Source organism: Roseateles sp., assembly GCF_052436255.1.
Classification (GTDB): Bacteria; Pseudomonadota; Gammaproteobacteria; order Burkholderiales; family Burkholderiaceae_C; genus Pelomonas.
This window is the reverse complement of record NZ_JBQVNP010000086.1, coordinates 1-22,398: the sequence shown is the minus strand read 5'-3', so window position 1 is coordinate 22,398 and position 22,398 is coordinate 1. Positions and strand designations below refer to the sequence as shown.

20 protein-coding genes are annotated in these 22,398 nt (G+C 70.0%); 13 read left to right on the top strand and 7 right to left on the bottom strand.

The window, feature by feature from the left end; translation table 11 throughout:
- The 3 genes from ACT6S0_RS17940 to radA form a co-directional block, all read right to left on the bottom strand.
- Positions 1 to 571 (bottom strand): response regulator transcription factor (locus tag ACT6S0_RS17940; protein ID WP_444765157.1); only part of this gene is annotated, 571 nt, incomplete at its 3' end.
- Complete coding sequence (locus ACT6S0_RS17935; RefSeq protein ID WP_444765156.1) at positions 571 to 1,158, bottom strand: outer membrane beta-barrel protein; 588 nt, start codon at positions 1,156 to 1,158, stop codon at positions 571 to 573. The genes ACT6S0_RS17940 and ACT6S0_RS17935, both read right to left, overlap by 1 nt.
- A 64-nt stretch (positions 1,159 to 1,222) precedes the next feature.
- The gene (gene radA, locus ACT6S0_RS17930; protein ID WP_444765155.1) at positions 1,223 to 2,587 is read right to left on the bottom strand and encodes a DNA repair protein RadA; all 1,365 of its coding nucleotides are present in this window, start codon (positions 2,585 to 2,587) and stop codon (positions 1,223 to 1,225) included.
- Positions 2,588 to 2,659: 72 nt separating this feature from the next.
- Between radA and ACT6S0_RS17925 the strand changes: the two genes are divergently transcribed.
- Positions 2,660 to 3,289 carry a LysE family transporter gene (locus tag ACT6S0_RS17925; RefSeq protein WP_444765154.1) on the top strand — a complete coding sequence of 210 codons (630 nt, stop codon included), beginning with the start codon at positions 2,660 to 2,662 and terminating at the stop codon, positions 3,287 to 3,289.
- Positions 3,289 to 4,188: a DMT family transporter gene (locus ACT6S0_RS17920; RefSeq protein WP_444765153.1), complete on the top strand. Its 900-nt coding sequence runs from the start codon at positions 3,289 to 3,291 to the stop codon at positions 4,186 to 4,188. Before ACT6S0_RS17925 ends, ACT6S0_RS17920 begins: the two co-directional genes overlap by 1 nt.
- Here ACT6S0_RS17920 and arfB read toward each other — a convergent pair whose 3' ends face one another.
- Both arfB and alr read right to left on the bottom strand, forming a co-directional pair.
- On the bottom strand, positions 4,189 to 4,599 hold the full coding sequence (gene arfB, locus ACT6S0_RS17915; protein WP_444765152.1) for an alternative ribosome rescue aminoacyl-tRNA hydrolase ArfB: 411 nt from the start codon (positions 4,597 to 4,599) through the stop codon (positions 4,189 to 4,191).
- Entirely contained in the window at positions 4,592 to 5,692 is a 1,101-nt protein-coding gene (gene alr / locus ACT6S0_RS17910) for an alanine racemase (RefSeq protein WP_444765151.1), read from the bottom strand. The genes arfB and alr overlap by 8 nt, the downstream gene beginning before the upstream one ends.
- Before the next feature lie 116 nt (positions 5,693 to 5,808).
- Between alr and lplT the strand changes: the two genes are divergently transcribed.
- The gene (lplT, locus tag ACT6S0_RS17905; protein WP_444765150.1) at positions 5,809 to 7,098 is read left to right on the top strand and encodes a lysophospholipid transporter LplT; all 1,290 of its coding nucleotides are present in this window, start codon (positions 5,809 to 5,811) and stop codon (positions 7,096 to 7,098) included.
- A 30-nt stretch (positions 7,099 to 7,128) separates the two neighbouring features.
- On the opposite strand, the gene ACT6S0_RS17900 is transcribed toward lplT, so the two are convergent.
- Positions 7,129 to 8,091 carry a hypothetical protein gene (locus ACT6S0_RS17900; RefSeq protein WP_444765149.1) on the bottom strand — a complete coding sequence of 321 codons (963 nt, stop codon included), beginning with the start codon at positions 8,089 to 8,091 and terminating at the stop codon, positions 7,129 to 7,131.
- Between the two features lie 157 nt (positions 8,092 to 8,248).
- Here ACT6S0_RS17900 and ACT6S0_RS17895 point away from each other — a divergent pair, with 157 nt between their 5' ends.
- Positions 8,249 to 8,740: a glutathione peroxidase gene (locus ACT6S0_RS17895; RefSeq protein ID WP_444765148.1), complete on the top strand. Its 492-nt coding sequence runs from the start codon at positions 8,249 to 8,251 to the stop codon at positions 8,738 to 8,740.
- Position 8,741: 1 nt separating this feature from the next.
- On the opposite strand, the gene ACT6S0_RS17890 is transcribed toward ACT6S0_RS17895, so the two are convergent.
- Positions 8,742 to 10,298 carry a tryptophan halogenase family protein gene (locus ACT6S0_RS17890; protein WP_444765147.1) on the bottom strand — a complete coding sequence of 519 codons (1,557 nt, stop codon included), beginning with the start codon at positions 10,296 to 10,298 and terminating at the stop codon, positions 8,742 to 8,744.
- Between the two features lie 203 nt (positions 10,299 to 10,501).
- Between ACT6S0_RS17890 and ACT6S0_RS17885 the strand changes: the two genes are divergently transcribed.
- From ACT6S0_RS17885 to dacB, 9 genes are all read left to right on the top strand, one after another.
- The gene (locus tag ACT6S0_RS17885) at positions 10,502 to 11,611 is read left to right on the top strand and encodes a DUF2332 family protein (protein WP_444765146.1); all 1,110 of its coding nucleotides are present in this window, start codon (positions 10,502 to 10,504) and stop codon (positions 11,609 to 11,611) included.
- A 28-nt stretch (positions 11,612 to 11,639) separates the two neighbouring features.
- A complete protein-coding gene (locus ACT6S0_RS17880) occupies positions 11,640 to 12,836 on the top strand; it encodes an amino acid aminotransferase (protein WP_444765145.1) in 1,197 nt (398 codons plus the stop codon).
- Between the two features lie 8 nt (positions 12,837 to 12,844).
- Positions 12,845 to 13,747, top strand: coding sequence for a hypothetical protein (locus ACT6S0_RS17875; RefSeq protein ID WP_444765144.1), 903 nt, complete (start codon positions 12,845 to 12,847; stop codon positions 13,745 to 13,747).
- A gap of 120 nt (positions 13,748 to 13,867) precedes the next feature.
- Positions 13,868 to 15,112, top strand: a complete 1,245-nt coding sequence (locus tag ACT6S0_RS17870) for a D-amino acid dehydrogenase (protein WP_444765143.1) — start codon at positions 13,868 to 13,870, stop codon at positions 15,110 to 15,112.
- Positions 15,109 to 16,221 (top strand): hypothetical protein, encoded by a 1,113-nt coding sequence (locus ACT6S0_RS17865; RefSeq protein ID WP_444765142.1) that lies wholly within the window; start codon positions 15,109 to 15,111, stop codon positions 16,219 to 16,221. The genes ACT6S0_RS17870 and ACT6S0_RS17865 overlap by 4 nt, the downstream gene beginning before the upstream one ends.
- On the top strand, positions 16,200 to 17,102 hold the full coding sequence (locus tag ACT6S0_RS17860) for a S66 peptidase family protein (protein ID WP_444765141.1): 903 nt from the start codon (positions 16,200 to 16,202) through the stop codon (positions 17,100 to 17,102). The genes ACT6S0_RS17865 and ACT6S0_RS17860 overlap by 22 nt, the downstream gene beginning before the upstream one ends.
- 220 nt (positions 17,103 to 17,322) lie before the next feature.
- Positions 17,323 to 20,226 carry a TonB-dependent receptor domain-containing protein gene (locus ACT6S0_RS17855; RefSeq protein ID WP_444765140.1) on the top strand — a complete coding sequence of 968 codons (2,904 nt, stop codon included), beginning with the start codon at positions 17,323 to 17,325 and terminating at the stop codon, positions 20,224 to 20,226.
- A 101-nt stretch (positions 20,227 to 20,327) separates the two neighbouring features.
- Positions 20,328 to 21,260 (top strand): ornithine cyclodeaminase family protein, encoded by a 933-nt coding sequence (locus ACT6S0_RS17850; RefSeq protein ID WP_444765139.1) that lies wholly within the window; start codon positions 20,328 to 20,330, stop codon positions 21,258 to 21,260.
- A partial coding sequence (gene dacB / locus ACT6S0_RS17845) for a D-alanyl-D-alanine carboxypeptidase/D-alanyl-D-alanine endopeptidase (RefSeq protein WP_444765138.1) occupies positions 21,260 to 22,398 on the top strand: 1,139 nt, incomplete at its 3' end. The genes ACT6S0_RS17850 and dacB, both read left to right, overlap by 1 nt.

The following is a 22,398-nucleotide window of genomic DNA, read 5'->3' as shown; positions in this document are numbered from 1 at the left end:
CGATGGCGGCGGCATTGCGCGGCTCGCCCAGCGGCTCCCGCCGGTGGGCGATCTGGCTTTTGGGCACGACCTTGCCGGCCGACCGCGCGTGTTCCAGCAGCAGCTGTAACTCGCGGCGCGACAAGTCCAGCAACTCGCCGTCCAGCTCCGCCGTGCGTGCCTCGGGGCGGATGCGCAGCGCGCCCAGCGTCCACACCTCGCTGGCCTGCTGCGCGCAGCGGCGCAGCACGGCGCGCAGCCGCGACACCAGCTCCTCGGTCGCGAACGGCTTCACGAGATAGTCGTCGGCACCGGCGTCCAGGCCGGCCAGGCGGTCCTGGAGCGCGCCCTGGGCCGTGATGAGGAGGATGGGTGCGCGGCAGTCCTGGCGGCGCCAGCGCGCCAGCAGATCGACGCCGCTGGCGTCCGGCAAGCCCAGGTCCAGCAGCACGGCGTCGCACGGCAGCTGATCGAGGCGCCTGGGCGCGTCGGCCGCGCGGCGCCACCACTCGACGCTGAAGCCATGCAGCTGCAGCGCCGCGAGCAACGCGCGGCCCAGGTCGAGGTCGTCTTCGATCAGGAGCAGGTGCATCAGAACCTGTAGCGCAGCGTCGTGGAGAGGCCGTTGATGACGGTGCCCTGCTCGCCCTTGTGCTTGGCGCGGCTCATGCCCAGGTGTTCCCAGGCCACGCCCAGGCGCCAGCCTGGGGCGAGTGTCGTCTCTAGCCCGATGCCGCCGTACAGCGCCGTCGTCGAGCCGCTGACGGCGCGCCCGGCCGCCTCGCCGGTGCCCGTCAGGCTGCTGGAGTTGCGCGCCAGGCCCAGGCGACCGACCAGGGCGAAGCGCTCGTTCAGCGGCAGCATGGCGCGTCCGGCCAGCAGCCAGGAGTGGCCATGGCTGGTCAGCCGACCGTCCTGGTCGCTCAGGCGATAGCCGTGGGCCGGCTTGCCGTGGTTCATGCGGCCCACCTCGACGGCCCAACGGTCGTCGACTTCATAGCCCAGACGCAGGGCGCCGGACAGCACGCGGCCCTTGGCCGAGTCGGCCGGGATGGCGCCGGTCACGCCGAGGTCGTAGCGGCGCGCGAGCGAGCCGCCTTCGACATAGAAGCCTTCGGCATGGGCGGCGGCGGTGGCGGACAGGGAGGCGATCAACAGCAGGGAACGCAGGGACGGCATGAGGGCTCGTGGAGGTGAAAGACAGGGGCATTCTTGGCAGCCCAAGCTTTGGCTTCCCCAAATTTCAGACGAGGCCCCTCAGCACCTCGATGGCCTGCTCGACCCGCTCGACGGCATGGATGGTCAGCCCCTCGATGGCCTTCTTCGGCGCATTCGCCTTGGGCACGACGGCCACGCTGAAGCCCAGCTTGGCCGCTTCCTTGAGCCGCTCCTGGCCACGCGGCGCCGGGCGCACCTCGCCGGCCAGGCCGACCTCGCCGAAGGCGATGAAGCCGCGCGGCAGGGCCTTGCCGCGCAGCGAACTTTGAATCGCCAGCAGCACCGCCAGGTCGGCCGCCGGCTCGCTGATGCGCACGCCGCCGACCGCGTTGACGAACACGTCCTGGTCGCCCGTGGCCACGCCGGCGTGGCGGTGCAGCACGGCCAGCAACATGGCCAGCCGGTCGCGGTCCAGGCCGACCGACAGGCGCCGCGGGCTGACGCCGCCGCTGTCCACCAGCGCCTGCAGTTCCACCAGCAGCGGCCGCGTGCCCTCCAGCGTGACGAGCACGCAGCTGCCGGGCACGGGTTCGGCGTGCGTGGACAAGAAGATCGCACTCGGGTTGGTCACGCCCTTGAGCCCCTTCTCCGTCATCGCGAACACGCCGATCTCGTTGACGGCGCCGAAGCGGTTCTTGATGGCCCGCACGAGGCGAAAGCTGCTGTGCGTATCGCCCTCGAAATACAGCACCGTGTCGACGATGTGCTCCAGCACGCGCGGGCCTGCCAGCGCGCCCTCTTTGGTGACGTGGCCCACCAGCACGATGGCGCAGCCGCGCGACTTGGCCGTGCGCGTCAGCTGGGCCGCGCATTCACGCACCTGGGCGACCGAGCCGGGCGCGGAGCTGAGTTGCTCGGAGTAGAGCGTCTGGATGGAGTCGATGACGCAGAAGTCGGGCTCCTCGACCTCGATGGTCGCGAGGATGCGCTCCAGGCTGATCTCGGCCAGCACGCGCACCTTGGTGCCCGCCAGGCCCAGCCGGCGCGAGCGCATTGCCACCTGGGCACCCGATTCCTCGCCCGTCACATACAAGACCTTCACGGTCTGGGACAACGACTCCACCGCCTGCAGCAGCAGCGTCGACTTGCCGATGCCCGGGTCGCCGCCGATGAGCACCACGCCGCCGGCCACGATGCCACCGCCCAGGACGCGGTCCAGCTCCTCCTGGCCGGTGGGCGTGCGCTCGAAGTCGCTCGCCTCGATCTCGGAAAGCGTCGCCACCGGCTGGCTCTTGGCCAGCGACTGGTAGCGGTTCTTGGCGCCGCCCGTGGGCTCGGCGGCGCCTTCGGTCAGTGTGTTCCAGGCGCCGCAGTGCGGGCATTTGCCCAGCCACTTGGCATTGGTGCCGCCGCATTCGGTGCAGGTGTAGATGCTTTTGGGGGAGGCCATCGGCGCATTGTCGGCGGGGTATTGAGCCACCATGGGACACTTCGCACCCGGCAGTTTTGGATGGAGTGGGGCATGGATTTTTCGGTCTGGTTGGCCTTTTTCGCAGCGTCCTGGGCCATCAGCCTGTCGCCCGGTGCGGGCGCCGTCGCGGCGATGAGCGCAGGGCTGAGCCACGGTTTCAGGCGTGGCTATTTCATGACGTTCGGCCTCGTCCTGGGCATCGTGACGCAGGTCATCCTGGTCAGCGCGGGCCTGGGCGCGCTGATCGCCACGTCGTCGCTGGGCTTTGCCATCGTCAAGTGGGCCGGCGTGGCCTACCTGATCTATCTGGGCGTGCAGCAGTGGCGCGCACCGGCCAGGCCGATGGTGGCGGCCGCTGGCGGCGCCATCCAGGCCACGCGTCGGCAGCTGGTGCTGCGCGGCTGGGGCATCAATGCCGTCAACCCCAAGGGCACGGTCTTCCTATTGGCTGTCGTCCCGCAGTTCCTGGACCTGAAGGCCGCGCTGGCGCCGCAGTACCTCGTCATCGGTGCCACGCTGGCGTTCACCGACCTCGTCGTCATGGCCGGCTATACCGCACTGGCCGCGCGCGTGCTGGCGGCGCTGAGGAGCGAGAGCCATATCAAGACGCTCAACCGGGTGTTCGGCAGCCTCTTCGTTGCGGCCGGCATGCTGCTGGCGAGCTTCAAGCGCGCGGCCTGATGGCGCCGGACCGCTCCGGCCGCCTGCCCACCTGGCTGCTCTTCCTGGCGCCGGTGCTGATCTGGGCCAGTACCTGGCACGTCATCCTCTACCAACTCGCATCGACGGTCCCCGTGCTGACGTCGGTGGGTTGGCGCTTCGCGTTGTCGGCGCTGCTGCTGGCCGCGCTTGCCAAGTGGCAGGGTGTGTCACTGAAGCTGCCGCGCTATGCGCACGGCTATGCGCTGGGCACGGGTGTCATCCAGTACGCCGGCAACTACTGGGCGGTCTATGAAGCGGAGCGCTTCGTGCCGAGCGGGCTGGTCGCGGTGCTGTTCTGCCTGATGGTGTTCATGAACGCGCTGGTGGCCTGGTTCCTGTGGCGCCAGCCGGTCAGCCGGCGCTTCCTGATCGCGTCCAGCGGCGCGGTGCTGGGCGTGGCGTTGATTTTCTGGCCGGAACTCGCCTCCGCCGGGGCCCGGCCTGATGCGGCGCTGGGCCTCGGACTGAGCTTTTTCGCGGTCGTCGTCGCCGTCATTGGCGGCTTCTTCACGCTGGTGCTGACGCGCCGCGGCCTGCTGCTCGTGCCGGTGCTGGCCTGGAGCATGGGCTATGGCGCCGCCTTCCTGTTCGTCCTGTCGTTGGCGACCGGGCGGGGCCTGCCTTTCGACTTCGCGTGGAGTTACGTCGCCAGCCTCGTCTACCTGGCCGCCTTCGGCTCGGTCATCGCCTTCACGCTGTACTTCAAGCTCGCCGAGCGCAAGGGGCCGGCACAGGCGGCACTGGTGGGCGTGCTGGTGCCCGTCATCGCGCTGATCGTGTCGGCCGCGCTGGAGGGTTGGCAGGTGACGCCGCTGGCCGTGGCCGGCATGGGGCTGTGCCTGGTCAGCCTGTTCGTCGCGACGCGGCCGCAGGCTTAGCTAGAACTCGGTCTTGTTGCTGCGCCCGGCCTTGACGCCGCTGCGCTTGGCCTTGCCCTCCAGCCGCCGCTGCTTGGAGCCGTAGGTCGGCTTGGTCGGGCGGCGCGCCTTGGGCACATGGGCGGCGGCCTGCACCAGCTCGATGAGGCGGGCGACGGCGTCGGCCCGGTTGCGCTCCAGGCTGCGCGTGTCCTGGGCCTTGATGACGACGACGCCGTCCGAGGTGATGCGATGGTCCGCCCAGTTGAGCAGCCGCGCCTTGACGGCCTCGGGCAGGCTGGACGCGCGGATGTCGAAGCGCAGGTGGACGGCGTTTGAAACCTTGTTGACGTTCTGGCCGCCGGGGCCGCTGGCGCGGATGGCGTCGAACTCCAACTCGTCCGGGCGCGGCGCCCAGTGGAAATCAGGCATGGCGGATGGGCACGCGCGGCGCGATAGCGCACATCAGCTCATAGCCGATGGTGCCCGCCGCCTGGGCCACCTCGTCGATGGGCAGGCGCGAGCCGTGCGGGCCCTCGCCCCACAGCGTCACCTCGCTGCCGAAGCCGCTGGCGGGCAGGGCTGTCAGGTCCACCGCCAGCATGTCCATGGACACCCGTCCCAGCGTACGCGTGCGCATGCCGTCCACCAGCGCCGGCGTGCCCGTCGGCGCGTGGCGCGGGTAACCGTCGGCATAGCCGCAGGCGACGATGCCCACGCGCGTGGCCTGCCCGCAGGTGTAGGCGCTGCCATAGCCGATGGTGTCGCCGGCCTTGAGATGCTGCACGGCGATCAGCCTGGAGCGCAGCGTCATCGCCGGCCGCAGATCCCAGTGGGCGGCGTCGTGCTCGGGGAAGTCCGGCACGCCGCCGTAGACCATGATGCCGGCGCGCACCCAGTCGGCCGCCGTACGGCCCGGGTGGCGCAGTGTCGCAGCGCTGTTGGCGATGGTGCGCTCGCCCGCGAGGCCGTCGGCGGCGGCCTCGAAGACGGCCAGTTGGTGGGCGATGCCGTCCACGCCCTGGCGCATCGCGTCGGCGTCGGAGAAGTGGGTCATCAGGCCGATCTCGTCGACTTGGGGCAGGGCATCCAGCCGCGCGTAGGCGGCGCGGAATGCGGCCGGTGGAAAGCCGAGCCGATTCATGCCCGAATTCAGCTTGAGGAAGACGCGGTGCGGCTCGTGCGTCTTGTGCATGGCCAGCCAGTCGATCTGCTGCTCGCAATGCACCGTGTGCCACAGCTTGAGGCGCGAGCACAGCTCCAGGTCGCGCGGCTCGAACACGCCTTCCAGCAGCAGGATGGGGCCGCGCCAGTCCAGCGCGCGCAGCCGCTCCGCCTCGGCCAGGTCGAGCAGCGCAAAGCCGTCGGCCGCGCGCAGGCCCTCGAAGGCCCGTTCGATGCCGTGACCATAGGCATTGGCTTTGACGACCGCCCAAACCCGCGCGTTGGGGGCATGCGCGCGGGCGCGGGCCAGGTTGTGTGCCAGGGCTTCGGTGTGGATGAGGGCTTCGATGGGGCGGGGCATGGGGGCATTTTGGACCGGCCTTGCAGGGTCGTCGGGACCCATTTGGCGCGTGCTATAAACCCGCGCCGTCCCCGTTCGCCGGCTTCCAGAAGATAGTCAGGATTGCGCCTCGCCCGATGAAACGCGGTTTCTACACCATCATGTCGGCGCAGTTCTTCAGCTCGCTGGCTGACAACGCGCTCTTCGTCGCCGCTGTCGAGTTGCTGCGCACCTCCGGCTCCGCCGAATGGCAGCGCGCGGCGCTGGTGCCGATGTTCGCGCTGTTCTATGTCGTGCTCGCGCCCTTCGTCGGCGCCTTCGCGGACGCGGTGCCCAAGGGCAAGGTGATGTTCTTCTCGAACAGCATCAAGGTGGTGGGCTGCCTGATGATGCTGTTCGGCGCGCATCCGCTGCTGGCCTATGCCATCGTCGGCCTCGGCGCGGCGGCCTACTCGCCGGCCAAGTACGGCATCCTGACCGAACTGCTGCCGCCGTCCCAACTCGTCAAGGCCAATGGCTGGATCGAAGGCCTGACCATCGCCTCCATCATCCTGGGCGTGCTGCTGGGTGGCCAGCTGATCGGCGACCGCATTGCCCCCCTGCTGCTGGGCTTGGACCTGCCGCTGCTGGACACCGGCATCGACACCGGCCCCGAGGCGGCCATCGCCAGCCTCGTCGGCCTTTACGTGATCGCGGCGTTGTTCAACCTGCGCATTCCGCGCACCGAGGCGCCGCTGCAGCCGCTGGCACACAACGTCACCGGCCTGGTGCGGGATTTCTCGTCCTGCAACAGCCGGCTCTGGCAGGACAAGCTGGGCCAGATCTCACTGGCCACGACGACCCTGTTCTGGGGCGTCAGCGGCAACCTGCGCTACATCGTGCTGGCCTGGGCCGCGGCCGCCCTGGGTTATGGCACCACGCAGGCGTCCTCGCTGGTGGGTGTCGTCGCCATCGGCACGGCGGTCGGCGCCGTCATCGCGTCGATGTACTGCCGGCTGGACCGCGCCACCGCGGTCATCCCACTGGGCATCGCGATGGGGCTGCTGGTCATCTTCATGAATTTCATCAGCAATGTCTGGGTGGCCGCGCCCTTCCTGATCCTGCTGGGCGGCATTGGCGGCTACCTGGTCGTGCCGATGAATGCGCTGCTGCAGCACCGTGGCCACAACCTGATGGGCGCCGGCCGCAGCATCGCGGTGCAGAACTTCAACGAGCAGGCCTGCATCCTCGGCCTGGGCGCTTTCTACACGGCCATGACGCGCTTCGGCCTGTCGGCCTTTGGCGCCATCACGATCTTCGGCATCGTCGTGGCCGGGACGATGTGGTGGATCCGGCGCTGGCACCAGCGCAACCTGGTCCATCACAAGGACGAGGTCGAGCACCTGCTCGACATCGCGCGCACCGACCACCTGCCGCAGGACCGCTAGCCAGCACAGCGCCCCGGCCGCCGGCCAGGATCAGGCGCTGCTGCTCGAGCCGCGGCCCTTGCGGCCGGTCGGGACCGGGATCAAGTGCTTGCCTTCCAGCACCATCTCGATGTGCTCGCTCCAGGCGCGCGCGATCTTGAAGCAGCCGCTGTGGTTGAGATGGATCTCGTTGTGCCAGTCGCCGCTGATGCCGGTCGAGCCCGGCGCCGCCAGCGCCAGTGGCACGGCCGTTGAGTCGAAGACGAACAGGAAGGGGAAGTTCTCCTTGTCCGCCGCCACGCTCTTGAGCAGCTGCGCCAGGTGAAAGACCATCAGCCGGCTGACGGCGGCCCAGTCGGCCGCCGGCACGCCATAGGCCTTGAGCGCCGGGTAGAGCCAGGGGCCACCGGCGCCCAGGTCGTCGCCGCCCTCGGCGGCGGCCGGGCGCGGCATGGGCACGGCGTAGCAGTGCATGAAGACCGGCTTGCCGGCCGACGGGCCCTGGTCGCGCAGGCTGAGCAGATGCTTGACGTTGGCGCGCAGGTACTCGGCATAGGTGGACCAGCCGGGTTCCGAGAAATAGCGGGCGACGCCCGCGGACGGCGGACCCCATTCGGTCTGGCGGCGCAGCAGGCGCAGCTCCAGCGGGATGGGTTCGCCATTCCAGTCCATCGCCGGCGTGCGTGCGGCCGCGATCAGGTCATTGCCGCCGACGGACAGCAGCACGCCGTCCCAGGTCGGCGCGTCCGCGCCGGTCAGCAGGCGTACGAACTCGGGGCTGGACTCGAGGTCGACCATGTGTGACAGCGCGTTGCCCGTGCCCGCGCAGTTGACGGCCACCGTCTTGGCCGTGAACACCAGTTCCTGCAGCAGATTGGCGTGGGCATTGAGCTTGGCCCGGGCGTTCGAGAACCACGAGTCCCCCTGGGCCAGCAGCTTCCAGCGATAGGCGCCCAGGTCGGGCGGTGTGCGTCCGGCCAGATCGGCCGGAGTGAAGCAAGCCAGGTGATCCATGAACGTGGGTGGAGTCCGAAGTTACTGACCAGGCGGTGCGCCGGGGGCGCTGCCCTGAGTTCGCGCGATTGGAAGGCCAGCCGCGCGCCGGCCGCCATGCTACAAACCCTCGGGGTTGTCACGGTTAGCATGCGACTCGTCTTCTAGGGAGGCCAGCATGAGTGAGAGCGTCTTCGACTTCCAGGCCGTCTCCATCCGCGGCGAGCCGGCCAACCTGGCCTCGCAGCGCGGCAAGGTGATGCTCATCGTCAACACCGCCAGCGAATGCGGCTTCACGCCGCAGTTCAAGGGCCTGGAGCAGCTCTGGCAGGACTACGGTCCGCACGGACTGGTGATCATCGGCTTCCCGAGCAACGAGTTCGGCGGGCAGGACCCTGGCGACAACGACCAGATCGCCAGCTTCTGCGAGATGAACTACGGCGTCAGCTTCCCGATGATGGCCAAGACCAAGGTCAATGGCGCCGAGGCCCACCCGCTGTGGAAATTCCTCAAGAGCGAGAAGCCCGGCTTCCTCGGCACCGAGGCGATCAAGTGGAACTTCACCAAGTTCCTCGTCGGCCGCGACGGCCAGGTCATCAAGCGCTATGCGCCCAATGACCCGCCCGAAAAGATGCGCAGCGACATCGAGGCGGCGCTGGCCGTGAAATGACTCAGTGGGCGCAGGCCGGCAGGGCACCCGCGGTCAGGCTGCGCAGGTACTCGCGCATCGTGGGCGACTGCTGCGACGCCTGCTGACGGATGCCGCGCACATGTGCCATGGCCTGCAGGCTGATCTCAGGCGCAATATGGGCCGCCAGGCCGATGCCGCCGCTGGGCAGCCGGTGCAGGCCGGCCAGCAGATAGAACCAGTTGGCCACGCCGAACAATGACAGCCGGCGGTCCAGGTCGGTCGGCGTCGGCACTTTGCTGTCCCACAGCGCCAGCAACTCCGTCAGCCGCGGCGGCAGCGTCGCCTCCTCGGTGCAGGCGCGCCAGAACGGCGTGTCCCTGCGCGCTGACAGGGCGTAGTGCGCCACGATGAAATCGCGCAGCTCTTCGTGCAGGTCACTGAAGACGCGGTTGACGCGGCCACGGCAGCGGTCGCTGTTGCCGCTGGGCGCCACATGGTCGACGAAGAGCTGAAGCACCCACTCGACCAGGTACAGGCTGGTCGACTGCAGGGGCTCGATGCAGCCGGCCGCGGTGCCCAGCGCCAGGCAGTTGGCCTCCCAGGCGCGCGCCGCGTGGCCGATGCGCAGGCGCTGCAGGCGTGGCTCTGCCAACGGCCGCTGGCCGGCGCCGACCGCCTGCAAGGTGTGCGCTGCTTCGTCGTCGCTGCAAAAGCGCGATGCATAGACATGCCCGGTGCCGCGGCGGCTCTGCAGGTCCATCTCCCACGTCCAGCCGGCGGCCTGCGCCGAGGCGGTCGTGTAGCTGCGCAGCGCCTCGTGCGGCTCGGCATAGGCCAGCGGCACCGTGACGACACGGTCGCAGGGCAGGTCGTCGGCATACGACACCCAGGGCACGCCCAGGCCCTGCTGCAGCAGCAGCGACTGCGAGCCCGAGCAGTCGATGAAGAAGCTGGCTGCGTGGTGGCTGCCGTCGGCCAGCTCGACCGATTCGATGCCCCGCGCGCCGCGGTGCACCCGCACCACCTGGCCGCGCACATGCCTGACGCCGCGTTGCTGCGCCGTCTGTTGCAGCAGCATGGCCAGCTTGACCGCGTCGAGCTGGTAGCCGTAGCTGACCGGCGCCTGATAGTCCGGTGAGTCCATCAGCTTGGGGGACTGGTGGCCATCGAACAGCGCCGTCTGTACGGTGCATGCCTCCGCCATGGGCTGGGACGTCAGGCCGCGCTGCATCAGGTTGAGCCAGTGCGCCGTGGCGGCGAAACCGCTGAAGGGCATGGGCATGTCGAAGGGGTGGTCGTAGGAGTCGCCTTGCGCCGCGTCGCCGCGGTGCCAGCCCTTGAAGCGAATGCCGTTGGTCAACGTCGCATCCGCGGCCGTGAACAGCGTGCTCTCAGGCAGGCCCAGGGCCTGCATGGTGTTGCGCAGCGTCGGCACGGTGGCCATGTCGGCGCCGATGCTGGTGACCTGCGAGGGCTCGATCAGCGTGATGGGCAGGGCGCGCTGGCTCACGGCGTCGAGCGTGCGCTGCAGGTAGCAGGCCGCCAGCCAGCCGGTGGTGCCGCCGCCAACGATGACGATGGATTGGATATCGGACACGGGGACTACTCCGGAAAAACCGGGCCTGCGTGAAGCTGCGGGCCTGGCAGTTGCGACCTTAGGGGCAAAGCACGCCGCGGCTGCGTGTAACGCCTCGGGCGAGCGTGCGTCCTGCACGTCGCTGTGGCGTGAGCGAAGCGCGTTTTTCGCCGCATGCCGGTCGGCCGCTGCAGGCCGCTGCGCGTCGTGTCTATGCTGACGGCATGCCGCACGCCAATCTGTCCGACCGGTTGCACCGCTTCGGGCGCGACGAATGCACCCAGGAACCCCTTTACGCCGCGCTCAGCGCCGCGGCCGCCGGGAACGAGCAGGCCCTGGCGCTGCTGGCCGAGGCACCGCCCGAGCAGCGCAAGGCCAACCTGTTGCTGGCGGCCCTGCACGAGCGTGTGCTGGCCGGCGCCGCGCCCGAGCTGGCGGTCTATTACCTCAGCGCTGGCGGCAGCCGCGCGCCCGACGCCGGTCTGGCGGCTGCGCTTGACGCCTGCCTGGCGCGCGAGTGGCCGACGCTGCTGCGGCACCTGCGCCATGGCGCCACGCAGACCAACGAGATCGCGCGCTGTGCGGCCATCTGGCCGGCCCTGGGCGCCGCGGCGCAGGCGACCGGCGCCCGCGATCTCGCCTTGCTCGACTTCGGCTGCAGCGCCGGCCTCAATCTCGGCGTGGACCAATACGCATTGCGCTATCGCGGGGGAGACGGCGCCTGGCATCCGCGCGGCCCCGCGTGCGACGGTCAACGCGCGGAGATCGAGTCGCACTGGCTGGGCGGGGCGCCCCCGCCGGCGGACGCCCACTGGCGGCTCGCGCTGCGCCACGGGCTTGACCCCGCCCCCGTCGACGTGGCCGATCCCGAACGCCTGCGCTGGCTGCAGGCCTGCCTGTGGCCGCAAGACGCTGCCCGCCGGGAGCGCCTGGCGCGGGCGGCTTGCCAGCTGCGGAGTCTGCCGCTCACGCTGATGCAGTCGAGCGACTGCATCGGCGCCATCGAGCCCTGGCTGGCGGCGTTGCCGGCCGGCGTCCAGCCGCTGCTGCTGACGAGCTGGGTCTTGTATTACCTGAGCGAGGCCGACCTCGGGCGGCTGCGCGAGACGGTGGATCGGCTGGCGCTGAGCCATGGCCTGGCCTGGATCTGCGGTGAACTGCCGGCCCTGAGCGCGCTTGACGAGCCCGTGCCGCCGCTGCCCGACCTGCCACCCGGCGAGGTGGCTTCGTCCGCCACGCTCTGGGTGCTGCACCGTGCGCATGCCGGCCGAGTCACCGGGCAGGCGCTGGGCTGGAGCCATCCTCACGGTCGCTGGGTGGCGTGGCTTGGATAATCCGGCCGTCCCCAACGGAGCCCAACCCATGTTCGAGCATGTCGATGCCTATGCCGGCGACCCCATCCTGAGCCTCAACGAGGCGTTCCAGAAGGACCCCCGCGCCGGCAAGATCAATCTGTCCATCGGCATTTATTTCGACAACGATGGCCGCATCCCCATGTTGCCTTCGGTCCGCCAGGCGGAACTGGCGGTCGTCGAGACCGCCGGTGCGCGGCCCTATCTGCCGATGGAAGGCGCGGCCAACTTCCGCAGCGCCGTGCAGGCCCTGCTGTTCGGCGCCGACCATCCGGCCATCCAGGCCGGCCGCATCGCCACCATCCAGGGCGTGGGCTCCAGCGGCGGCCTCAAGGTGGGCGCCGACCTGCTGAAGCGTTATTTCCCGGACAGCAAGGTCTATCTGTCCGACCCGACCTGGGACAACCACCGGGCCGTCTTCGAGGGCTCGGGCCACAGCTGCGAGACCTATCCGTATTACGACCCGGCCACCGGCGGCCTGCGCTTCGACGCCATGCTGGCCTTCTTCAAAGCCCTGCCGGCGCGCAGCATCGTGCTGATGCACGCCTGCTGCCACAACCCCACCGGGGTGGACCTGACGCAGGACCAATGGCGCGCCCTGGTGCCCGTCATCCGCGAGCGCGGCCTGCTGCCCTTCCTCGACCTGGCCTACCAGGGCTACGGCGACGGCATCGAGGAAGACGCTTTTGCGCCGCGCCTGCTGGCCGACGAGTCCCTGTCCTTCCTGATCGCCAACAGCTTCTCCAAGAGCATGAGCCTGTACGGCGAACGCTGCGGGGCCCTGAGCATCGTCTGCCCCGATGCCGACCAGGCGGCACGCGTGCTCGGGCAGATGAAGTTCATGATCCGGCGCAACTACTCCAACCCGCCGATGCACGGCGGCCAGATCGTCGCCCGCGTGCTGACCACGCCCGAGCTGCGCCGGATGTGGGAGGCCGAGGTCGCCGACATGCGCGAGCGCATCCAGGCCATGCGGCGCGAACTGCATCGCGTGCTGGCCGCCAAGCTGCCCGGCCGCGACTTCAACTACTTCCTGACCCAGCGAGGCATGTTCAGCTACACCGGCCTGACGCCGGAGCAGGCGGAGCGTCTGAAGACCGAGTTCGGCGTCTACATCCTGCGCTCCGGCCGCATGTGCGTGGCCGGCCTGAACACGCGCAACGTCGAGGCCACGGCCGAGGCCATGGCCGCAGTGCTCGCGGATTGAGCTTGCGCGTGCGAAGTCAGGCCGCCGGCCTTGCGCTGATCTGCGCGGCCAGCCCCGTCCCGGCTGACGAGGCGCCGGCAGTCGAGGCCATCACCTGGGTCGTCAGCAACACCATGACGGTGCCCGACGGCGAGCGCCTGCGCCGCCCGGCCGAGGAGCTGACGCAGTGGCTGCAGGCGCGGCTGCCGGGGGTGGTGTTCAAGCCTGTCGTGGCCAATGCCGAGCGCAGCTGGGCGCTGATCCGCGAGCAGCAGCAGGCCTGCCATGCCGGTGCGGCCCGCACGCCGGCGCGCGAGCGCCTGGCTTACTTCACCAACACCTGGCTGGTGCCGCCCACCCAGCTCATCGTGCGCCAGGACCGCCGCGCAGCGCTGCCGCTGGACGCGCGCGGCGCCGTCGATCTGGCGGCTTTGCTCGCGGATGCGTCGCTGCGTGGTGTCTTCACCCGCGGGCGCAGCTACGGCGCAGTGCTGGACGCCATGCTCCATGCCCCCGTGGCGAGCGCACCAAGGCAGTACGTCGCCGGTGGCGACTACGGCAGCAACCTGCTGCCCATGCTCATCCAGAACCGGGCCGACTACACCCTCGACGCGCCCAACATGCTGGTGGTCCTTGCCACCCGACCGGCTGGCGACTTCCGGCCCGACGCTGTTGCCGCCGCCGAGATGCCGCTGGCCGCGCTGCCCATCAAGGGCGCCAGCGACCCGGTCGTCAGCGGCATCGCCTGCCCGCGCACGCCCTGGGGCCGGGCGGCCATCCGCCTCATCGACGCGGCGCTCGGCACGCCCGAGGGCGCTGCGATGTTGCGCGACACGCTGCGCATCTCGCTGCCGCCCGATGTCCAGCGCGCCTACCGCGAAGCCTGGGACGCCTTCTTCAAGCAGCGCGCCCGGCCGACGTCCGGGCTCTGAAGAGTCGCCGATCCGGCCGCGCGCCCATGTCGCAGGGTTATGGCCGTGGCAGCCGCTTTCATTGGCAGCGCTGGCGGGGCGTCCTTACCCTGCCGGCAGATTCAGGAAGTCCGGGGCAGGATGAAGCATTGCGTGGTGATCGGCGGCGGCGTGGTGGGCTTGACCACCGCCTGGGCGCTGCTGGAACGTGGCCAGGGCGTCACGCTGGTCGAGCGCGACGGCGCGGTGGCACAGGGCGCCAGCCGCGCCAACGGTGGCCAGCTGAGCTATCGCTACGTGTCGCCCCTTGCCGATGCCGGGGTGCCGCTGAAGGCGCTGCGCTGGCTGCTCGACCCCGACGGCCCGCTGCGCTTCAAGCCCGAGGCTAGCTGGGCGCAATGGTCGTGGCTGATCGCCTTCCTGCGCAACTGCCGGGGGCCGGTCAACCGCCGCACCACCGAGCGGTTGCTCGCCCTGGGTGCCTACAGCCAGGCATCGTTTGCGCGCCTGCGTGAAGGCGCGCAGCTCGGCGACGCCATGGCGCTGCGCGCGCCCGGCAAGCTGGTGGTCTACCGCAAGCCGGCTGAGTTTGCACGGGTCGCTGCACGCGTGAAGGGCAGCGCGTCGGAGCAGGCGCTGTCGCATGACGACTGCGTGGCACTGGAGCCGGCGCTTTCGGACACCGAAGCCACGCTGGCCGGCGGAATCTTCACACCCGGCGAGGCGGTGGCCGACTGCCATGCCTTCTGCGCCGCGCTGTATGCGCGGCTGTGCCAGCACGCGGGCTTTCGCGGCCGGCTGGCCACGGCGGTCACCGGCTTCGCGGTGGATGCAGCAGGCGCCGTGCGCGGTGTGCGCACGGCAGCAGGCGAGCTGGCCGCCGACGAGGTCGTGCTGGCCGCCGGGCTGCAAAGTCGCGCGCTGGCCGCCACGCTCGGCGTGCGGCTGCCGATCTATCCGCTCAAGGGCTACAGCCTGACGGCGCCCATTGGCGCGGTGCACCGGCCCCCCGAGGTCAGCGTGACCGACTTCGAGCGCAAGATCCTCTACGCCCGCATCGGCAGCGACCTGCGCGTGGCCGCGATGGTGGACCTGGTCGGCGACGACGAGTCCATCGACCCCGGGCGGCTGGCTTCGCTGCAGCGCTCGGTGCGCGCCACCTTCCCCCACGCGGCGGACTTCGACCGTGCCACGCCCTGGGCCGGCCTGCGCCCGGCCACGCCCGACAGCGCACCCATCGTGGGCGGCAGCGGCGTGCCCCATCTGTGGCTCAACGTGGGCCATGGGCCGCTGGGCTTCACCTTCTCGTTCGCCACCGCCAACATCGTCGCCGAGCTGGTCTCAGGTCGTGCCAGCCCGCTGCCGTTGGAGGGCCTGAGCCTGTGAGGAACGGGGACCTCGCCCAGGCCCTGCGTGCGGCCGTGCTGGCGCAGCGCTTCGAGACCACGCCCGACAAGCTGCAGGGCGGCGCGCCGCTCGGCCGGCACCCGAACGTCGACCTCGCCGTGGCGGTGTTCCCGCGTGGCGCGGCGCCGGTCTGCGCCAATGTGCTGTTCTCGCGCGAGCACCCGCAGGGCCTGGTCGCCAGCTTCGATGCCACGACCGGCGCGGTGGACAACATCGCCTTCCAGGCCGATGTGCGCGATGCCACGGGCGATTCCATCGCCTGGCTGCCCGGCTCGGACTGGCATCGCATCGCCTTCCCAGCCTGGTTCGGCAGTGGCCCGCGCTTTGTTGCACCGTATCCGGCCTCGCTGCTCAAGGTGATGGTCGCCGTCGGCGTGGCGCGCCTCGTCGACCAGGGCCGCAGCGACTGGACCCTGCCCCTGGCCGATGCCGGCAAGACCCGACCCTCCATCGACTGGCTGTTTGACATGATCACCGTCAGCAGCAATGAGGCCACCTCGGCGCTGGTGGCCCACCTGCACGAGCGCGGCGCCATCCGCCACGCGGCGGGCCGCGAGGTGCAAAACGAGCTGCACGACCTCTTCGCTGCCGAGCGCCTGCCGGGCTTGATGATCGCCAACACCCGGGCCGATGGCGGCTGGGGCAATGCCGCCGGCGCGGGGGTCGGCCAGATCCAGATGACGGCCTGGGACACGCTGCGCCTGATCTGGCGGCTGGACGTCGACGCGCCGCCGCCGCACTGGTTGCCGGCAGGCACGCCGCCGCTTCTCGGCGCCGCCACCCGCGACGTCCTGCGCCGCACGCTGGAGGCGCAAAGGCTGCACCACAACCTCAGCAGCGAGTCGCTGCGCGCGCTGCCCGGCTGGGTGGTCGGCATCCCGGCGCGCTTTGCGCACAAGACCGGCAACACGCAAAACTACAGCAGCGATGCCGGCATCGTGCACGACGATGCCGCGGGCCTGCACTATCTGATTGCCGTGACCACCAGCCTGGGTACGCGCTACGCCCCCCACCCCGAGGCGTCGACCACCTGGAAGCTGCCGGCCCTGGGCGCCGCCGTCCACGCATGGCTGCAGGCGAATTCCTGATTCCGCCGTTGCGGCCCGGCGCCCACATCGCCGTCATCGCGCCGGCCGGTCCGCCCGGGCCGGGGCGGCTGGAGCCGGTCGAGGGATGGATGCGCGAGCGCGGCTACAAGGCCAGCCTGCTGCCGAGCTGCTTCGGCCCGCCACCGCTGGACTTCCTGGCCGCGCCCGACCATGTCCGCGTCGCCGACGTGCACGAAGCTTTTTCTCACCCGGGCTACGACGCCGTGCTGGCCCTGCGCGGCGGCTCGGGCTGCATCCGCCTGCTGGATGGGCTGGACCTGGGCTGGCTCGCGTCCAGCCCCAGGCTGCTGATCGGCTACAGCGACCTGACCGTGCTGCACGCGCTGCGTACCAACGCCGGCATCCCGTCCCTGCACGCGCCCATGCCGGCCAGCGACTGGGGTCTGCCCGGCGCCGAGGCCGACACCGAGGCGCTGTTCGGGCGGCTGGCCAGCGGCTGGCGTGCGGGTGACGTCATTGGCCAGGCGGAGCCGCATCCGCTCAGCCATGGCGGCGGCGCACGCGGCCTGCTGATCGGCGGCAATCTCGCGATGTTCTGCGCCCTGCTCGGCACGCCCTTCCTGCCCGCCATCGATGGTGCCTTGCTCTTTGTCGAGGACATCAGCGAGGAACCCCACCGCGTCGACCGCCTGCTGACGCAGCTGCGCCTGGCCGGCGTGCTGGACCGCATTGCCGGCCTCGTGGTGGGCAGCTTCAGCGGCGCGGCGCCCCCGGACGCCGTGCTGGCCGACCATCTGTCGCGGCTGCGCTGCCCTGTGCTGGCGGGCTGGCCGGCGGGTCATGCGCAGCCGAACCGGCCGCTGCCGCTCGGTATCACGGCGCGAATGGAGGTCACGGCCCGTACGCTGACGCTGGGTTGAACTCCGCGGCAAGCGGCTCCCCGCGTCGCGGCACGCCCGCACAAGCTTGCGGCGTCCATGCCACCTGACGGGGCATGGGGGTGGCAGCCATTCACGCAGGTTATGCCTCGCTCCCAAAGCGTGATCTCCGGAAAACCACGACCGAGGAGCGTCCCTCTGGTTTACACCGCCCGCCTGCGGCAATCTTCACCTAAGCGCACCTCTCTTTACAGGAACCCTGATGAAACCCACTCGAATCGCCTGCGCCGCAGCTTTCCTCTGCATGAGCAGCGCCGTCTTGGCGCAGACCCCTGCCGATGCGCAGCCCGCCGCGCAAAAGCGGATGGAGCGGATCACCATCACGGGCTCCAGCATCAAGCGCCTGTCGGACGAGCGCTCCATGCCCATCGAGGTCATCACCGCGACCGACATCCGCCAGCAAGGCCTGACCAGCGTTGACCAGATCGTCGACAACCTGACGGCCAACGCCGGCAGCATCAACCAGGTCACCAACAACGCGGTGTTTGGCGGCGATGGCGAGAAGACATTCGGCGGCGCCAACTTCGCCAACCTGCGCGGCCTGGGTCCCAGCGGAACGCTGGTGCTGCTGAACGGCCGCCGCGTCTCCACGCATGGCATGAGCGGCGGCGCGGTGGACCTGAACGCCATCCCGATGGACGCCATCGAGCGGATTGAGGTCCTCAAGGACGGCGCCTCGGCCATCTACGGCACCGACGCCATCGGCGGCGTCATCAACTTCATCACCAAGACCAGCTATCAGGGCGTCTCGCTGAGCGGCAGCTATTTCACCCCCGAGGCCTCTGGCGGCGGCCAGTCGGCACGCCTGTCCGGTGCCTTTGGCTTTGGCGACCTGGACCGCGACGGCTTCAACATCATGGCCACCGTGACGGTGGACGACAACCGCATCCTGCGCGGCACGGATCGCCCCTGGGCCACCGGCTACCAGCCGGACCGCTTCCTGACGCCGGACTCCACCAGTTCCATCCACGCCAACATCATTGCTGCCGCGGGTACCGCGCTGACGAGCGCGGGCACGACGGTGGGCACGGGCGACGCCACCCGCTACACCAACCTGAACCTGCTGGCCATCCAGGGCCAGTGCGAGGCCATCCCCAACCAGGTTCCGCTGGCGCCCAACATCCAGATCTGGAACCTGTTCGGTTACACGCAGGCCAACTCCAGGTATCGCTGCACGCGCGACTACGGTCGCAACTACATGCTCAAGGCGCCGCAGGAGTCCATCAACGGCATGCTCAAGGGCACGGTCCGGATCAACGAAGACCACCAGGCCGCCCTGGAGATCATGACGTCCACGGTCACCAACCGCGGCGAGTACTCTCCGGCCCAGATCAGCACTGGCAACACCACGGCCACGCTCAACGGCGTGACCACCACGTCCAACACGCACCTGCGCCCCACCAGCCCGCATTACCTGGACATGCGCACGCTGGTCGGCGCCGCGCAGTTCGATCCCACGCTGCCCATCGCTTATCGCGTCAACTTCCTGAACGACCTGGGCTTTCGCATCCGTGAGAACCAGACCGACAACCTGCGCGTGCAGGCCACGATGGAGGGCGTCGTCGCGGGCCTGGACTACTCGCTCGGCGCGGGTTACGGCGAGTCCAAGGCCACCGCCACGCTGATCAACGGCTTCCCCAACACCAAGAAGCTGGTCGACCTGCTGGCGTCGGGCCAGTACAACCCCTTCATCATGCCGGGCTCGACCCAGTCCGCCACCGTGGTCCAGGCCTTCGAAGACATGCAGATGCGCGGCAAGATCTACGACGGCAAGACCAGCGTCAAGCAGGTCGATGCGACGATCTCCGGCCCGCTGATGGACAACTTCCTGGCCGGGCCGATGGAGTTCGCGCTGGGTGCCAGTGCTCGCGAGGAGAGCTACGAGTTCTCGGGATCGAAGAACTTCATCTGCATCGACAACATCACCGCCACGACGCTGCAGAACAACAACAACGCTGCCCTCACTTACGGCTGTCCGGGCAACAGCTCGTCGCCGACGCTGTCGCGCAAGATCGGCGCCGTGTTCGGCGAGCTGGTCACGCGCCCGTTCAAGGGCATGGAGGTCACGCTGCAGGCGCGCCATGACCGCTACCAGGTGATCGGCGGCACGACCAACCCCAAGGTCGGCCTCAAGTACCAGCCCGTCGACACACTTTTGTTCCGTGCTTCCGCCAATACCGGCTTTCGTGCGCCGACCTCCCAGCAGATCAACCAGGGTGTCGTGGAGTCGCAGCTCACCGGCCAGTTCAGGGACCCGGTTCTGTGCGCCGACGCCGCCAATCCAACCGATGGCACACAGTGCGCTCGCCTGAGCCTGCCCTTCCGCGCAGGCGGCAACGCCAACTTGAAGCCCGAAAAGTCGAGGCAGGCTACCGCCGGCGTCGTGTTCGCGCCGACGCCGAACTTCCAAGCCTATATGGACTACTGGCAAGTCACGCTGGAGGACCGCATCCGCCAGCTCAGCACGACGGAGATGATCTCCAACTACGACGTCTACAAAGACAACTTTGTCCGTGATCCTTCCAGCAACATCGTGCGTTACCTGCAGGCCGGTTGGGTCAACTCGGCGAGCAGCAAGACCAAGGGCGTGGACTTCGGCATGAAGCAGGTCTTCAACGCGCTGGACGGCCGCATCACCGCATCGCTGACCGGCACGAAGATGCTCAGCAACAAGGAGCAGACCCGCGACAACGCGCCGTTCATCGAGTACGTCGGCAAGTGGAACAACACGACGCTCTACGTGCCCTGGCGCATCAACGCCAGCCTGGGCTACCGCACGGGTCCGTGGAACGTCACGCTGTCGGGCATCTACCGCGACAGCTATGAAGACCAGAACCGCGGCCCCACGGCCGCCGGTGGCGCCAACTACACGAGCAATCAGCCCTACACCCGCACAGTCAGCGCCTACAAGACCTTCAACCTGGTGACCTCCTACACCGGCATCAAGGGGCTGACGGTCACGGGCAGCCTCATCAACCTGGCCGACACCCAACCGCCGTTCACCTGGCACAACGTCGACAGCGCGGCCGGCGCCGGCTGGGACCCGCGCGTGGCCAGCCCGATGGGTCGCACCTGGGGCGTCTCCTTCCGCTGGGCGATGGAGTAAGCTGGCCCGGCGCTCCCTGTCCAAGGCCCCTCACGGGGCCTTTTTTGTCTCACGGGCTCGCCGGCCGCGGCGTCCCATCCCCATCCTCCGGTCCGCACGCCATGCAGCTCATCACCGAGGCGCAAGTCGCCGCCGTCCTCCATCCCGACCAGGCGCGCGCCGCGCTGCACGCCGCGTTCGCCCAGCACGGCCGCGGCCAGGCGCAGGTGCTGGCCCGCCACCGCGCCACCACCACGCAGGGCAGCGCTGCACTCGCCATCAGCGCGATGGGCGCCATCCTGGACGCTGACGGCGAGCTGCCGGCCGTGCTCGGCACCAAGGTCTATTCGGCGCGCAATGGCCAGTACGACTTCCTCGTCAGCCTGTTCTCGGCCGCGACCGGCGCCGCGCTGGCGACGCTGCAGGCCAACGAATTCACGCGCCTGCGCACGGCCGCCGCCAGCGCCGTCGCTGCCGACCTGCTGGCCTTGCCGGAGGCGCGGACCCTGGCCATCTTCGGCGCCGGCATCCAGGGCCGCGCGCATGCCCAGGCGCTGTGCCGCGTGCGCCGCTTCGAGCGCGTGCTGGTCTGCGCGCGCAGCGGCGGCGAGGCCTTCGCGCATGACATCGAGGCGCAGATCGGGATCGCGGCCAAGGTCGTCGATGCCGCGACGGCCGCCGCCGAGGCCGATGTGATCGCCACCGCCACACGCTCGGCGACGCCGTTGTTCGACGGCAGCCTGGTCAAGCCCGGCGCCTTCGTTGCCGCCGTGGGTTCCAGCACCAAGACCGCCCGCGAGCTTGACGACACGCTGCTCGGCCGCGCGTCCATGGTCGCCGTCGAATGGCTGACCGCCGCCCAGCAGGAGGCCGGCGACATCGTGCTGGCCGCCGCCGGCGTCATCGCGCCTGAACGGCTGGTCGAACTCGGGGCGCTGATCGTCAGCCCGCGCCCGCGCGGACCCCAGGACATCGTCGTCTACAAGAGCGTCGGCATCGGCCTGGAGGACGTGGCCCTGGCCCGCCTGGTGGCGCACCGGTTGGGGGTGTGCTGATGCGGGCCCTGCTGCTTGCTGCCGCGCTGGGGCTGGCCGGCTGCGCCACGACGTCGGTGCCCGACCCGGTGCAGGCCGCGCTGGCCGAGGCCGGCCTGCCGGCCGACAGCCTGGGCTTTGTGCTGCAGCCGCTGGATGGCTCGCGCGCGGCGCTGGCCCGCCGGGCGAACGAGCCGATGGCGACGGGCTCGACGATGAAGCTGGTCACGGCCGTGGTCGCACTGGACAAGCTGGGCAGCAACCATCGCGGCCGCACCGAGCTGCTGGCGGGGGCCCCGCCAGTCAGCGGCGTCATCGACGGCCCGCTGATCCTGCGCGGCGGCGCCGACCCGGACCTGGACTGGGCCAGCCTGTGGTGGCTGCTGCGCCAGCTGCGCGAGAGCGGCGTGCGCGAGATCCGCGGCGGCCTCGTCGTCGACCGCACGCTGTTCAACCCGACGCGCCTGGACCTGGGCCAGCCGCCCTTCGACGAGGCGCCCGAGTTTGGCTACAACGTCATCCCCGATGCGCTGCACTTCAACGGGGCCCTGCTGGACTACGAGCTGCAGGCCACGCCGACCGGGGTCACGGCCCGCAGCCTGCCGGCACTGCCCGGCCTGAGCGTGGATGCCGCCGCGATGACCCTGTCCACGCGGCTTTGCAAGGACTGGGACGCGGACTGGAAGCCTGCTGTCCTGCAACCCGCAGGCGACGGCTGGGCGCTTCAGCTGCAGGGCGCCTTTCCCGCCGGCTGCCACCAGCGCGCAGCGCTGCAACTCGTCGACCGGCAATGGCTGCTGACGCGCGCCGTGCGCCAGCTCTGGGCCGAGCTCGGCGGCACGATGGCGCCGGGCGACGTGGAAGCCGCCGCACCGGCGGGCGCCGTCGTGCTGGCGACCCATCGCGGCCGGCCGCTGGTGGAGCTGCTGCGTGGCGTGATGAAGAGCAGCGACAACGCGTTGACGCGGCTGATCTACCTGCAGCTCGGCGCCAGCGCCGCCCGCCCCGGCGAACCCACGCGCGACGCGGCCGAGCGCGTCGTGCGCGACTGGTTCGCAGCCCGCGGGCTGGACGCGCGCGGTCTGGTGCTGGACAACGGCTCGGGCCTGTCGCGCAGCGAGCGCATTCCACCCGCGCTGCAGCTCGTCACCGATGAGGG